General features: G+C 31.2%; 9 protein-coding genes, 2 riboswitches and 1 other annotated feature. Of the genes, 4 read left to right on the forward strand and 5 right to left on the reverse strand.

Annotated elements, in window-relative coordinates; genetic code table 11:
- The first annotated feature begins 423 nt into the window (after positions 1–423).
- Together BUB36_RS16465 and BUB36_RS16470 are read left to right on the forward strand one after the other, a co-directional pair.
- Positions 424–678 carry a hypothetical protein gene (locus tag BUB36_RS16465; protein WP_073152811.1) on the forward strand — a complete coding sequence of 85 codons (255 nt, stop codon included), beginning with the start codon at positions 424–426 and terminating at the stop codon, positions 676–678.
- An 18-nt stretch (positions 679–696) separates the two neighbouring features.
- Positions 697–1,350 carry a YidC/Oxa1 family membrane protein insertase gene (locus BUB36_RS16470; protein ID WP_073152814.1) on the forward strand — a complete coding sequence of 218 codons (654 nt, stop codon included), beginning with the start codon at positions 697–699 and terminating at the stop codon, positions 1,348–1,350.
- Between the two features lie 344 nt (positions 1,351–1,694).
- On the opposite strand, the gene metG is transcribed toward BUB36_RS16470, so the two are convergent.
- Complete coding sequence (gene metG / locus BUB36_RS16475; RefSeq protein ID WP_073152817.1) at positions 1,695–3,641, reverse strand: methionine--tRNA ligase; 1,947 nt, start codon at positions 3,639–3,641, stop codon at positions 1,695–1,697.
- Between the two features lie 261 nt (positions 3,642–3,902).
- Positions 3,903–4,163, reverse strand: a binding site (T-box leader).
- A 339-nt stretch (positions 4,164–4,502) separates the two neighbouring features.
- Here metG and BUB36_RS19845 point away from each other — a divergent pair.
- Both BUB36_RS19845 and BUB36_RS19490 read left to right on the forward strand, forming a co-directional pair.
- Positions 4,503–4,667, forward strand: a complete 165-nt coding sequence (locus BUB36_RS19845; protein WP_165613125.1) for a hypothetical protein — start codon at positions 4,503–4,505, stop codon at positions 4,665–4,667.
- 517 nt (positions 4,668–5,184) lie between these two features.
- A complete protein-coding gene (locus BUB36_RS19490; protein WP_131821318.1) occupies positions 5,185–5,592 on the forward strand; it encodes a hypothetical protein in 408 nt (135 codons plus the stop codon).
- A 40-nt stretch (positions 5,593–5,632) separates the two neighbouring features.
- Here the strand turns inward: BUB36_RS19490 and BUB36_RS16485 are convergent, their stop codons facing one another.
- From BUB36_RS16485 to nuoE, 4 genes are all read right to left on the reverse strand, one after another.
- Entirely contained in the window at positions 5,633–7,771 is a 2,139-nt protein-coding gene (locus BUB36_RS16485) for a bifunctional diguanylate cyclase/phosphodiesterase (protein WP_073152823.1), read from the reverse strand.
- Between the two features lie 486 nt (positions 7,772–8,257).
- A complete protein-coding gene (locus BUB36_RS16490; RefSeq protein ID WP_073152826.1) occupies positions 8,258–11,842 on the reverse strand; it encodes a molybdopterin-dependent oxidoreductase in 3,585 nt (1,194 codons plus the stop codon).
- 14 nt (positions 11,843–11,856) lie between these two features.
- Positions 11,857–13,611, reverse strand: coding sequence for an NADH-quinone oxidoreductase subunit NuoF (locus tag BUB36_RS16495; RefSeq protein ID WP_073152829.1), 1,755 nt, complete (start codon positions 13,609–13,611; stop codon positions 11,857–11,859).
- A gap of 3 nt (positions 13,612–13,614) precedes the next feature.
- Positions 13,615–14,136 carry an NADH-quinone oxidoreductase subunit NuoE gene (gene nuoE / locus BUB36_RS16500; RefSeq protein ID WP_073152832.1) on the reverse strand — a complete coding sequence of 174 codons (522 nt, stop codon included), beginning with the start codon at positions 14,134–14,136 and terminating at the stop codon, positions 13,615–13,617.
- A gap of 714 nt (positions 14,137–14,850) precedes the next feature.
- A riboswitch (glycine riboswitch) is annotated at positions 14,851–14,928 on the reverse strand.
- Between the two features lie 3 nt (positions 14,929–14,931).
- Positions 14,932–15,031: riboswitch (glycine riboswitch) on the reverse strand.
- Positions 15,032–15,692: the final 661 nt, after the last annotated feature.

The raw sequence follows: 15,692 nt of genomic DNA on the forward strand, positions 1-15,692 counted from the left end.
TTTTTCTTTGACACATACAGATGTCATTATAGCATAACAATTGTAAGAAAAGTGTAGAAATATGTAACAATATCAAATAAATTTTATATTTTGATAAAATCAGAACTATTTGATTATATTGGTAATATATTGAGAGGCAAGTAGACATCATTCCACCCTGAATCTTATCAATAACTGCAAATTATTTTATCTTAAAAGCTTAAGTCAGACTAAATAATCTAATACAAAATATAATATTGCATAAAATAGCAATAATGAAAATAGGGAAAAATCCTGTATCAAAGACTTTTCCCTAAAGATAAATTTAAAAAGATTAAATTTCGCTATAATTGTAATAAATATGGATACATAAATTGACTGGCTGATATTGAAATGATATAATCTTTAAAAATAGAGAGAATAACAATTTTAGAAGGTGATAAAATGAATTTAGATGTTAGTATAATATTTCAGATAGTCATGGTAACAGTACTGCTATCTATATTTTATCTACATTATAATAGAAACAGAAAACTATATTTTTTTACTACTGTAATATTAGCTGATTATGATGAAAAGAAATTAAATTTTGACTATAATCTTGACATAGATAAAGAAGATGTCATAGTTTATCATAAATATGATATATGGAGATTCTACGAAAAGAGAAAATTAATATTCAGCGATTTAAACCAATAAAAACTAGGAGGATAATCGATGAATATTATTACTGAATTGATAAGTACACTATTAGCTCAAGTAAATAATGTCATAGGTGATTGGGGAATAACAATCATTTTTATAACATTGACAATTAAAATTATGATGATTCCATTAACGATTAAACAAAGAAAAAGTATGGAACAACAACAAGAACTCAGTAAAGAAATAGAAGCTATCAAGAAAAAATATCATAATGATAAAGAAAATATGGAAAAAGAAATTACTAGAGTAACAGCAAAATATGCTTCCAGCATGTGGGGATGTTTAACTAGTTTTATACAGCTTCCAATAATAATATCTTTATATAGAGCAATATTAGTAATACCAGTTGAAGTAGGAAGTACAGTAATATTACCTTGGATTGGTAACTTGAAAACGCCTGATCCCTACTATTTAGTCCCTATAATATCTGCTGTTATTCAATTGTCGCCCAATATAATGTATTACCTAAAATGGTTTAAAGGAATAGGACTTGCAAAACCAAATAAGTCAATACTAATATCAATACTAATAGTTAATGCACTATTTATTACAAAGGCACCAGTAATAATAGGATTATATTGGATAGTAAACGGAATATATACTGCTGTAGAGCAGTTAATCTTCAATATAATCAGGGTTAGAAGAGTCGGAAAGCTGATGAATTAAGGATTTTAAAACCATTCTTTTAAAATGAACAGCTAAACTTTTATATTGGTTTGGCAATAGGTTTAACATTAGAATGGAAGCAGCTAAAGACTACAAAAGAATTACAATAATCAATAAATACGAATAAAGCATTATCAAAGAAGAATGAGAAATTGCTGAAAAAGTCATATTTTCACCTTCAATAATAATCATAGAAATACCTAAAAATTATGGCTAGCAGCCTGTAACGACTGCTAGCCATATAGATTTCCCATAGTAAAACTCAATTTATATATATCAAAATATCCAGAGTTTTTAAGGATTTTTGATGTGTATAAATTAACTGTTTTACTGGAATATCTATACTAGCTTACTGTACTTCCACTTTCAATATCCGCTGTAACAAGAGTCAGCTTATCTCCTGCTGTTGCAGCTAAAATCATACCTTGAGATTCTATTCCTCTAAGTTTTACAGGCTTTAGATTAGCTACAAGCACTACTTTTGTACCTACTAAATCCTCTGGCTTGTAATGCTGTGCTATCCCTGATACCACCTGTCTAGTTTCATCTCCTACCTTGAGTTTTAGAACTAATAATCTATCTGCCTTTGGATGCTTTTCAGCCTCTATGACCTCAGCAACTTTTAGGTCTACCTTTGCAAAATCATCGATTGTGATCTCACCCTTTTCTTCTTTTTCACTTTCTTTCTTTTGTTTCTTTTCTTCCTTCTTGGCATTTTTCTTATTAAGTTTCTCAAGTTCTTCTAATTCCTTCTTTACATCTATACGTGGGAATAAAGGTGGCTGTTTATGAACTTTGATTCCTGTTTCAAGCTTTCCAAATTCCTTTGACGCTTCCCAACTTGTTGAAGGTCCTTCATCTATACCAAGCTGTATCCATATCTTCCTTGCAGTATTATCCATAAAGGGCTGAATAAGAATTGAGATAATTCTTATTGCTTCTGCTAAATTATATAGCACCGTATCTAATTTATCTTTATTTTTCTCATTCTTAGCCAAAATCCATGGTGTGGTTTCATCTATATATTTGTTTGTTCTTCTTACTACTTTCCAGATTTCTTCAAGGGCATTACTAAAATCTAAATTATTCATTTTTTCTTCTACCTTTGCCCATGCAGAAGTTGCTACTTGTTTAAAATCTTCATCAAATTCACCATCTACCTTTGGTTTAGGTACTATTCCACCGTTATATTTCTCTATCATTGTAATAGTTCTACTTACTAAATTTCCAAGGTCATTGGCAAGGTCTGAATTTATTCTATTTAATAGTACTTCATTAGTAAATACCCCATCCTGCCCAAAGGAATATTCACGAAGAAGGAAATACTTTAGCGCATCTACTCCATATCTTTCTACTAATACTACAGGATCTACTACATTACCCTTAGACTTAGACATTTTCCCGCCTTCAAGTAAAATCCATCCATGTCCAAATACCTTCTTTGGTAGTGGAATATCTAAAGCCATAAGCATAGCTGGCCATATTATTGTATGGAATCTTACTATCTCCTTACCAACTAAGTGAACATTAGCAGGCCAAAACTTAGAATAATCTCCTTCTTCATTTTCAGGGTATCCTAAAGCAGTTATATAGTTGCTTAGTGCATCAAGCCATACGTAGATAACGTGCTTTTTATCAAAGGGTACTGGAATTCCCCAATCAAAGGAAGTTCTAGTTATACATAAATCCTCCAAGCCTGGTTTTAAGAAGTTATTTATCATTTCATTCTTTCTTGATACTGGCTCTAAAAACTCTGGATTTTCTTCAAACAGCTTAAGAAGTCTATCCTGATATTTTGAAAGCTTAAAAAAGTACGCCTCTTCCTTAGTAAGTTCTACTTCTCTACCGCAATCAGGACATTTGCCATCTACTAATTGTGTTTCTGTCCAGAAGGATTCACATGGTGTACAATACCAACCCTCATAGTTACTCTTATAGATATCACCTTTATCGTAAAGCTTTTGGAAAATCTGCTGCACCCTTCTTTCATGATAATCATCAGTGGTTCTGATAAATATATCATAGGAAATCTCCATAGTCTTCCAAAGTTCTTTTATTTCTCCTACAATCTTATCTAAGTATTCCTTTGGCGACATTCCATACTCCTTTGCCACTCTTTCAATCTTTTGACCATGCTCATCTGTACCAGTCAAAAACTTTACATCATAGCCAGTAGCTCTTTTAAATCTAGCCATTGCATCGGCAGCTACTGTAGTGTAAGTATGCCCTATATGAAGTTTTGAGCTTGGATAGTATATAGGGGTTGTAATGTAATATCTTCCTTTACTCATTTTTTATTCCTCCTTATATATTTAGATTAAGATTGAGGTTAAGATTAAGTATTTTGATGGTATGTCTTTGATGGAAAATTATTGATAGAAATTAAAAATATTTCTATTAAATTTAAATGAGGAAATTGCATAATACATTTAAAGAATTTCTCAATACAAAATGTAGTAGAAAGAGTCAAGAAAGCTATCTGCATATTGTATTTCAAAATTATTAGTGTTAATTATGCAAGTTTCTCAAATAACAAAAAACCCCGTCCCCCCAAAAGGGACGAGGATATCTCGCGTTACCACCCTAATTCATTATTATGTTACCACAATAATCTCAGTAAGTGACTAAGTATCACCTTGCATTTTTAACGGATGCAAATCCGACCTGACCTACTTGTTTTTCAGCCAGATAGTTCAGGGGCCATATTCAGTATACTTTTCAGTACCGGCTTTCACCTATAGATATAAAACTACATATCTCCCGGCTCTCTGTAACTAAATCCATATACCTACTCTTCCCATCATTACATTTACATATAACTATAATATTTTAGTATATATAAAAATATATAGAATTATACATATTTTGTCAAGGGCTATTGTGCTAATTTTAATTATTAAGTACTTATGAGATCAGGCTTTACTAATTTTCTGATATATCAGTTTAAAAGCCAACAAATAATAAAAAGATCTGTAGCTGAGCATATAGACAAAGAATTAATATTTGCTAGTTTCGTATCTAGCTTCGAAAGTATTAAAATTTATTTTAGTGTGAAAAAAGCGGTAGAAAGCTTTTTTAATAGTAATTAGGTTACATAATTAAACTTATAAACTTGTGTTTTTAAAGAAAAAACTCTCTTTAATATGTGAAAAATGTTTAACCAGTTAGTATATACTGATAAATATTTATCAGGTTATAAAGAACTTAAGGATATAACTTATATAATGAATGTTCCTTCAAACTCAACAGGAAAAACAAAGACTTATGTTGAAGAAATACTAACTAAATTAGATGCAACTTTAATCAAACCAAACTAAACTTTGGAAAGTTGATACGTGTATAAAACATTTTATACACGTATTTACTTTTTTGGTATATTATTGATATAACATATATAGATTAAATTATTCTATTAGTGGGGGTAATAATATGTTTAATGGCTTTAAATTTAATAAAAAACATAGAAATTATTCTTTTTTATTAGTTTTTTTAATGTTTATAGAGTTTATATTTTATTTTTATATAAAACCAATAAAAATGTATTATTTTATAAGTGAATTCAAATATTTACCCACTAATATAGGAGCTAGAAAAGAAATATTTATGGGTATATTATATATTCTAGCATTTTCTCTATTTTATTCCATAGCTATTATTAGTTATAAAGTAATTATTAAAAATGAAAGATACTCAATCAAAGAAGTTCTTAGGAAAAGTATATCAAACCTCACAGTATTTCTTTCTGTAAAACTAATGCTGCTTTTAACAATTGATACTATATATTCTTTTTTAAGGTTTAGAGTTATCAGCTATAGTGGATATATAGGATATTCTATGGCAGTAGCATTAAATAGATTATTCTATGCGACTTCTTTCAGCCTATTTGTATTTATAAGCTTGAACCTACTAAATTTAGGCAAAAAATATTTGAATACAAAATATAATTTCTGTGAAATAAAAACATTTATATGTAGCAAAACACTATTAGAAATCTTTATCATTACATTAATATTGCGTACCCCTTGTATTGTTTATTATAAAATTTTTTTGAGCCCCAGTATCTCAGATTTTTTTAATAATAACAATCTAAACTCCATTTGGGATTTAATGAAAATATTAAATCTTTATTCAAGAGTAGATCCGATATATTTGTTTTTGGCATTTAGTGGTAGAGCCTTAGCACGCTTTTTTATGTTTGTAAAAGTTTTTAGATTTGTTGATAAAACTCAGGGAATAAAATAGTCATAATGTTCATTTTAATTAAAAGTTAAATAATCGATTGTTAATTTTTATTATCTTTATTTTGTGCAAAGAAAGGGAGCCCTTTTTCCAATATTTTCTCAAATTCGTTTGAGGGCAAAGGTCTATTAAATAAATATCCCTGTCCCAGATCACAATTTATATTCTTTAAATAATGGTATTGTTCTTCTGTCTCTATTCCTTCAGCAACAACCTTTAAACCTATATCATGGGCTAATTTTATTAAAGATTCAGTAATGGCTCGATCCTTGCATTTTTTTGTTACATTATTAATAAAGGTTTTATCTAGTTTTAAAAAGTCAATAGGTAATATTCTTAAATAATTTAAGGATGAGTACCCTGTTCCAAAATCATCTAACGCAATTTTTATTTTCATTTTTTTAAGTTCATTAAGGATTTCAATGGTCTGATTTAAATTTTCCAAAACAATATTTTCAGTAATTTCTATAACTAGATATTTGCTATCCAATCCTGTTTCTTCTAAAACTCTCTTTATATTACTTACAAAATTTATTTGTTTAAATTCTAATGCCGACATATTTATTGATATCTTGGTAGGCTTATATCCCTTATCTATCCAGATTTTATTTTGCTTACAAGCTGTTTCTAAGACCCATTTCCCAATCTCCTTAATTATTCCAGTTTTTTCAGCTATGGGAATAAATCTATCTGGTGATATTAATCCTTTTTTAGGATGATTCCATCTAATCAATGCTTCTGAACCAATTGCCTGATCTTTCTTTAAATCAACTACTGATTGATAGGTAAGAAAGAATTCTTCATTCTTTACTCCATATCTTAAACTCTTTTTCATATTAATAAATTCAATTTTCTTAATATACATCTCTTCTTTGTAAATTTTATAACCTTTTTTGCCTTCTTCTTTTGCACAATACATTGCAGTATCAGCATTTCTTAGTAGAGTTTGAAAATCTTGTCCATGGCAGGGAAAAATTGCAATTCCAATGCTTGCAGAAATATAAAATTCTTGTCCATTGAGTATCCATGGTTTTTCTAAGGAACTAACTATGGTATCTGCCAAATTATGTAAATTGTTTAGATTTTCAATATTTGAAACTATCAAAGCAAACTCGTCTCCTCCAAGTCGAGCTAATAGTTGATCTTCCTTTTTATATTCTTTTAATTCCTTTGCAACCATTTTCAATAATGCATCTCCATATGTATGCCCAAGTGTGTCATTAACATTTTTAAAATCATCTAAATCAAAGTACAATAAAGCACATTTTGTTTTAGTTTTTTTAGCATAAGATATTCTAGCTATGAGTTCTTTTTCAAACATAGCTCTATTTGGTAATCCAGTTATCAAATCATAATATGCCAGCTTCAAAAATTTTTCTTCATTTATTTTTTGTTCAGTAATATCTGTATGTGATCCTGCTATTCTGATTGGTTCATCATTTTCATCCCATATAGCCTGTCCTCTACTTAATATCCATTTATAATTCCCATTTTGGGTTCTCAATCTATAGACGCTGTTATAGCTATCTGCCTTCTTATTTAAATAGTCATAAAATGTTTTTATTGCTTTATTTTTATCATCAGGATGTAAAAGACTCTTCCATACTTCAATGGAATATTCACCTTCAAAATCTTCATAATCTAATATATTCTTCGCCCGAGAAGAAATATACATTTTATTACTCTTTATATCCCAATCCCATATACCACCATTAGCACCCTCAACAGCTAACTGATACCTTTCTTCACTTTCTGCTAAAGCCTCTTTACTTAATTTAATTTCTTGAAACTTATTCTTTAAATCCTCTTTTGTAACTATTAATTCTTGATATGCCAAATTAAGTTCATGATAGCTTTCATATAATTTATTTGAAACAAATTGGATTTTTGTTAGTAAATTTTTAATAAATAGAAATGAAATTACCCCTGTTACGATAATATAAGTCCATCCTTTATAAGTTTGTAATATGTTAATACGTTTTATATCATCAATTGATACTTCTAAAACCTTATCAGATAACAATATCCACAAACTACCTATTGTCATATACATGATACAAATCTTAAAAGCAGCCTTTGTCGGGTTTAGGGAAATATCTTTAAATGACAATAAATCATTCACAACTAAGATTTTCTTAGAATTTTCTTTCAATATTCTTTTTAATTCAAGAATCCTTAACATATAACATAACCCCCACATAGTTAATAAAATAAATAGCTATGCGTAATTTGTAGATTTTTGTCTGTATTTGTAAACATTATAATCTACATTGTCATTATTTATCAAGTAAATAAATTTTACATATATTTATTTGATACCCTATATAAAAAGGCTAAAACATTAGGAAAATGGCTTATATTATGATAATAACTAGCCAAATAAAAAATTATTCAAAACCATCTAATGAAAATATTAGTAATGATAGAAAATAGTAGTGCGCAACAAAAAGCTTCATGTTAATGAAGCTTTCAAAAAGATTATTGGAAAAATCAACAATATTAACCCATATTAACAAAATAAAGTGACAGGCTGTAAAAAAGTCTGAGTTTACTGTAGTAAATGAGAGATATTGAAAGGAGTATCCAAAATTTGGAGGTTTACTACAGAAACTCAGTTTTAAAAGCAGCCTGCCTTGACACAAATAATAATGCCTAATACTCTTGTTATCTAAATTAACCCTTCATCTTTAAGCTTTTGTATGAAGCTATTATTAAGATTGCTTGTATTAACCCTTTTCTCAAATAGTTTTCCATCCTCAACAACTTGAAGCTTGGCTTTTTTGTCTGGGAAGTTAAATCCACTACCATTTGAATAAAGTATTGGGTTCTTATTAACTGGCCAGAATACATATTGGTCTATTTCTTTATTAACTCTAAAATACTCTGGTATATTCATTGATATTTCGTCGAGTATGTCCTCTGGACTATTATATTCCATAGTTGTACTCAGTGCATTAGCTAGCTTTATTATTATTTGCCAGTTTTCCACATTTGTAAGAGGCGGTATAGCTTGATTTATTCTTTGTATTCTTCTTTCACTGCTTGTATATGTTCCTCTAGATTCAGCAAAGCTAACAGCTGGCAAAACAACATCGGCCTTTTTTGCAGTTTCAGTCAAATGAATGTCTCTAACCATTAGAAAATCTAGATTGCTTAAATCCACATCTGGTATATCTTCTCCAAATACAAGTAATCCCTTAATAGTATTTTCTTGTATACCTTTGACTATTTCTTTTGAATCCCTACTAATACCCATATCTACAAGTCCTTGGCTGTTATTATTGGCTTTAAGCTGTATGATACCGCTACGTGCTTTCCCTATATGCCCAGATATAACAGCCACGTTTGCAATCATTTTTGCTGCGTCAGCTGTAACACTGCTTTGGTCAAATATAATCATAGCCTTATTTGAGTTTCCATAAATATCTGCTATTTCTTTGGCATTTTCACTAACATTAATCTCTTCAAGGCTTGATTTTAATTCTTCAAAGCCCACAGCCCTTTCAGCTGATGGCATGAATCCATTATCAATTAAGGCTTTGGCTATTTCCTTTAAGAAATTTACATTATTTTCAGGCCTTATCTTTCTATATGCCCATTCATCTGCCTTTGTATCAGATGGATTAATTGTAATAAGACTTGCTCCATTTTCTACTGCCTTTTTAATCTTAAGACCAACAATAGTATGGTCATTCATTATATCAGACCCTATAAGAAGAATAGTTTCTGTGGAAAGTATTTCTTCAAAGGTATTAGTAGAGGCATCATATCCAAGTACATCCTTTATTCCATGCTGTAAGCTATTAAAGGAAACAATATTGTCAGTTTTCAATACATCTTTTGCAAACTTTGATACTAAGTATATCTCTTCGTTTGTATATTTATCTGAAACAGCTACAGCTAAAGAGCTGCTTCCATAAAGTAATGTTAGACTCTTTGCTTTCTTTGCAGTATAAAGCGCTGCTTCCTCCCATGAAACCTCTTCTAGCTTACCTTCTTTACGCACTAAAGGCTTTGTAAGTCTTGTATTTTTTAAGGCTATATCAAATCCAAATCTTCCCTTCGCACAAAGTAGTCCATCATCAACCTTGCTTGCCTTATTAGGAAGAGCCCTCATAAGCATATTTCCCTTTGTATTTAAGTTAATATTACATCCAACACTACAATGGGAACAAATTGTGGGGGTTTCCTTTGCTTTAACAGGAACAGATTTCTTTATAGAAAGCCTTTCTCCAAGGGCTCCCGTTGGACATATACTGATACATTGCCCACATGATATACAATCTGTTTCTTTTAATGGTTTATCTAATGCAGGCTTAACTATGGTATCAAAGCCCCTATCCACCAATCCTAAGGCTGCAACTCCCATGACTTCATCACAGACCCTTACACATAAACCACAAAGAATACATTTATCAGAATTCCTCTCTATGAAGGGATGTCCATCATCTGATTTTCGTTTATGAAGCTCTCCAGTAATTCTTTCAGGTTTCACATCATATTCGTTTGCATATTTTATGAGCTGACATTCAAAAAAATCATGACATCCACATTCAAGACATCTCATTGCATCCTTTTTGGCAGCTTCTTCACTATATCCACATACTACTTCCTCAAAATTGCTTTTTCTTATCTCTGGAGCTAGATGAGGCATAGGAGGTCTGTTTGCCTTTTCAACATAATCAAAATCTTCCTCTGTTAAATCATGTCTTTTTACATAATAAGGCTTTTTATATGGTATTATCTCACCTTCAAGATATTTACATATAACTTCAGCTGCCCTCTTTGCTTCACCAACAGACTCTATAGCAATGCTGGCACCCTTATTAGTTGCATCTCCACCAGCAAAGACACCTTCTAAATTTGTTTGATAGGTATTCTCATCAGCATAGATAGTTCCTTTTTCTGTAAGTTCTAATTCTTCAAAGCCAGTAGCATTAACTTTTTGCCCTATTGAACAAATAACTGAATCTACTTCTATTACTTCTTCTTCGCCTTCAATAGGAATAGGGCTTCTTCTTCCACTGGCATCAGCTGGACCTTGTTTCATCTTTTGAAGCCTAACTTTATGAACTTTTCCATTGTTACCGATTATTTCTATAGGATTAACTAAATATTTAAAGGTTACTCCTTCTTCTTCTGCTTCTTTAATTTCTACATCATCAGCAGGCATTTCTTCCTTGGTTCTACGATATAATAGATAAACCTCCTTGGCTCCAAGTCTTATAGCTGTTCTACAGGCATCCATAGCTGTATTTCCTCCACCTACTACAGCTATTCTATCACCAGTTCTAATAGGTTCATTTACTGCAAATTTAGTAAGGAAATTAATTCCGCCTATAACACCTTCTAAGTCATTTCCTGGACATCTTAAACTTCCGCTTTCCCAGGCTCCTATAGTTACGTAAACTGCACTAAAGGTCTTTCTTATATGACTAAATTCTACGTCTTTGCCAACCCTTAAATTATTAACCATTTTTACGCCCATTTTTTCAATTATTCTTATTTCTTTATTTAGTACTTCCTTGGGAAGTCGATATTGAGGTATCCCATATCTAAGCATACCTCCCATTTCAGGCATAGCATCGAATATTACGACCTTATGCCCTTCCTTTGCAAGATAATATGCTGCCGTAAGACCTCCTGGTCCACCACCTATAACAGCTACTCTTTTTCCTGTAGGTGGTTTAATCTCAGGCATAAATACTTCTTCGTCCTTTAAATCTATATCGGCTACAAAGCTCTTTAACCATGCAATAGATATAGGCTCATCGGCAAGCTGTCTCCTACATGCATCTTCACATGGATGTGGACATACTCTTCCTATGCTTGCAGGTAATGGCAATTGTTCCTTTATAAGCTTCAAGGCTTCCTTATATTCACCATTTGCAATAAGTCCCACATAACCCTGACAATCAGTGCCTGCTGGACATGCCAATACACAGGGAGGGCGACAATCTCCTACATGATCTGAAAGTAAAAGCTCTAATGCAGTTTTTCTTGACTCCCTTACACGGTCAGTGTTTGTCTGAACAACCATCCCCTCCCTTATCTCTGTAGCACATGCCCTTAAAAGTTTTGGAACACCTTCTACCTCTACAACACAAAGTCCACATGATCCATAGATTTCCATTTTCTCATCATAACAAAGGGTAGGAATTTCTATATTATTTGACCTCGCTACCTCAAGTATAGTCTGCCCTTTATATCCTAGGACTTCTCTTCCATTTATATTTAATCTTATTTCCGACATATTTTCACCCCTATCTACTTAACTTCTATCGCTTCAAATTTACATACTTTTTTACACTCACCACATTTAATGCATTTTTCATTATCTATAACATGAGGCTGTTTTACATTACCAGTAATTGCTCCTACTGGGCATTTTCTAGCACAAAGAGTACAACCAATACACTTGTCCTTTAAGATATTATAACTAAGTAGATTTTCACATTGCTTGGCTGGACATTCTTTATCATATATATGCTTTTCATATTCTTCTCTAAAATATCTTAGTGTGCTAAGAACTGGATTTGGAGCAGTCTGCCCAAGACCACACAGTGATCCTTCCTTTATCTTGGCACCTAGTTCCTCTAATAACTCTATATCTCCATCTTTTCCTTGCCCTTCACAAATACGTGTGAGAATCTCCAACATTCTCTTTGTGCCGATTCTACAATATATACACTTTCCACAGGACTCTTTACGTGTAAAATCTAAGAAGAAGCGTGCCATATCTACCATACAAGTGGTCTCATCCATTACAACCATTCCACCAGAACCCATTATTGCTCCTGTGTTATTTATTGAGTCATAATCAACTGGAGTATCTAAAAGCTGGGCTGGTATACATCCTCCCGATGGTCCACCCATTTGAACAGCTTTAAATTTTTTGTTATCTTTAATGCCTCCACCGATATCAAAAATAATTTCTCTAAGGGTTATTCCCATAGGAACTTCAACTAAACCGCCCTTTCGTATCTTTCCAGTAAGGGCAAAAACCTTAGTTCCTTTACTCTTTTCAGTTCCCAGTGCAGCAAAGGCCTTCCCACCATTTGAAAGTATCCAAGGAACATTTGCAAAGGTTTCAACATTGTTTATATTTGTAGGCTTTCCCCAATATCCTTTTTGGGCTGGAAATGGGGGCTTAAGTCTAGGCATACCCCTTTCCCCTTCTAGGGAGGCAATAAGGGCTGTTTCTTCACCGCATACAAAAGCTCCTGCACCAGCCTTAATTCTTATATCAAAATTAAATTTATCATCATCAAATATTTTTTCACCTAAAAATCCTTTTTCTCTAGCTTGTTTTATTGCAATTTTCAAGCGAACAATAGCTAAAGGATATTCTGCTCTAACATAAACAATACCTTCCTTAGCACCCATTGCATATCCACCAATGATCATGCCTTCAATTAAGCTATGGGGATCGCCCTCTAATATACTTCTATCCATAAATGCCCCTGGATCTCCTTCATCTGCATTACATACAATATATTTAGTTTCTCCAAGAGATTTCCTCGCCGCATTCCATTTAAACCATGTAGGGAATCCTGCTCCTCCCCTACCCCTTAATCCTGCTATTTTTATTTCCTCTATTACTTCATCTGGACTCATATCCGTAATAGCTTTCTCAGCAGCTTTATATCCGCCTTTTTCTATATACTCATCAATAAATTCAGGATTAATGAGCCCACAATTTCTAAGGGCTATCCTTTCCTGCTTATCTATTATCATCTGATCAATTTCATTTATCATATATTCGTCAACTTTTTTATTTTCAATAATATGCTTTGTTATTATTTCATCTACTATTTCTGGCTTTACCTTGACATATGTTGTCTTCTCTCCATCATCATCTACTATATCTACAATGGGTTCAAGATGACACATACCAATACAACCAGTAAGTGTAAGCTCTACGTTAAGAGCCTTACTTTGTATTTGGTTTTGAAATTCTGTGTGAACCTTATTTGCTCCAGCTGCTATCCCACAGCTTCCCTGACCAATAATTATCTTCATACTCTATACCCCCTTACCTTCCTTTTCCTTGATTTCATTTATGATCTTTCTTGCCTTATCTGGAGTAAGATTTCCATAGGTTTCTCCATTGATCATCATGACTGGGGATAAGCTGCAACAGCCAAGACAAGCCACATTTTCCAGTGTAAATAGATTGTCCTGTGTTGTTTCACCTTCCTTAATGCCAAGCTCATCACAAATAGCTTCTTCAATAGCTTTTGAGCCATTAACATGACATGCTGTACCTTGACACAGCATAATAACAAACTTACCTACAGGATCTAACCTAAATTGGGTATAAAAGGTTGCAACACCATGTATTTTTGCAGGCTTTATTCCCATTTCTTCGGCTATATAGTTTAAAGCTTCCATAGGTAAATAATTGTATACTTCTTGTACTTCTTGAAGAATACTTATTAGGCTTCCCGATAAACCCTTATATTTCTCTAGTATTGGTGTTAGTTTCTTTAAATCCAATTGTTTTTTCTTAGCATTAACACCCTTATGATTACAACAACATTCCATTTTTTCCACTCCTTTCAACATATCAACATGAAGGAAATACTTTAATTATTATATACATATATAAGGCTGTCCTTTGCCTTTTATATTGTATTCATTGGGATAATTACTTATAAAAATAAAAATTTATTGCAAATTTAAAATTTGATTATATATTAATCATGATTATCATTGTAATAAAATTATATAATAGTTCATTAAGCAAATCGTAATTTAAAGATATTCATATAGGATTTACATAATAAAACTTAATTTATACATAGATAAATACGCAATGTTTTTGGCCATGTATAAATTAAAGATTTTATTTAAGTTCCTATAATTATCAATAATGTTAAAATTACTATGAACTATCATTTTAAAATTATTTGATGAAATTGCATAATACATTTAAAGCATTTTGGAGTACAAAATGTAGTAGAGAGAATCAAAAAATCCATCTACATATGTATTTCAAAATTATTAGTGTTAATTATGCAAATTTTTCATTTAAAACATTTTTCTTTGAAGAATATTTAAAAGCTCAAAGTTATGGACAAAATCTTCCATTTCAAATATACTTAATTTATGCATGGACAAATACGCAATACTCTTAGGCGTTTTAAACATATATAAATTAAAGTCTTTACTTAAGTTCCTATAATGATTAATTAGTTTATAATTTGCTATAAACTTTATAAAAAAAGAATACGAATAACAATATCGTCACTCATATTCCTCTGTATTTTTGCCTGAGAGTTTCTACGTTATAATATAATGTATTGCTCCTTCGGCGCCATTGCGGTCTTTCCAGAGTTCCATCAAATAGCGATCCTTTTGCCTGAAAGATTCTATATAGATTTGAGTGTCCATATATTGCTTCTTCGGCTCCTAATAAGGTATCTCTCGCTATCATCATATGGATATTTATGATTTTTTTAATATAATTATAAATTTATATTAATATTCTTTATCTTATCATGTTTTTCAAAAAATTTCAACATTTGCAATTATATAAGTTAAAATTATCAATAATATTTTGAAAATTTTAATTGTTTTATTTCGAATACATTGTTATAAGTAGATACTGGGTAAACGTTGTCCTGTGTGCAATTATATGTCTATATACATATATGCAATTATTATATTTTGAAATTTCATTTTTGTGGAAAAATTTTCATAATTATTATGAATCTTTATAAAATAGACTTTTCGAAACCCATAAGGAAATTTATCCTGAATTATTCATAGAAAACATCAAAAATGATTGAATCGTAGTATTAACAAGTAGTCCAACAAATTGGACTTTGCACCCATTGGGTGAAATAACAAAAAAATAAAGAAAAGAACCTAATTTTGTGTTAAAGTTAAAGCGTTAAAACAAAAACTATATCACGAAAAGAGGTTCTTTCTATGACAAGTTTACATCAAAATTCACTTAACTTCAACAAAAGTTTTTCATATGATTTCGGTGGAGGTAATCTTTCTTCAGATGCAGGGTTAATAATAGTTCGTTCTTTTCTTGAAAAAATTGGCTTAATACCGCTACTTAAAACCCTTTTTAAGGATGATACTGCAAG

It is taken from the genome of Paramaledivibacter caminithermalis DSM 15212 (assembly GCF_900142245.1).
GTDB lineage: Bacteria > Bacillota > Clostridia > Peptostreptococcales > Caminicellaceae > Paramaledivibacter > Paramaledivibacter caminithermalis.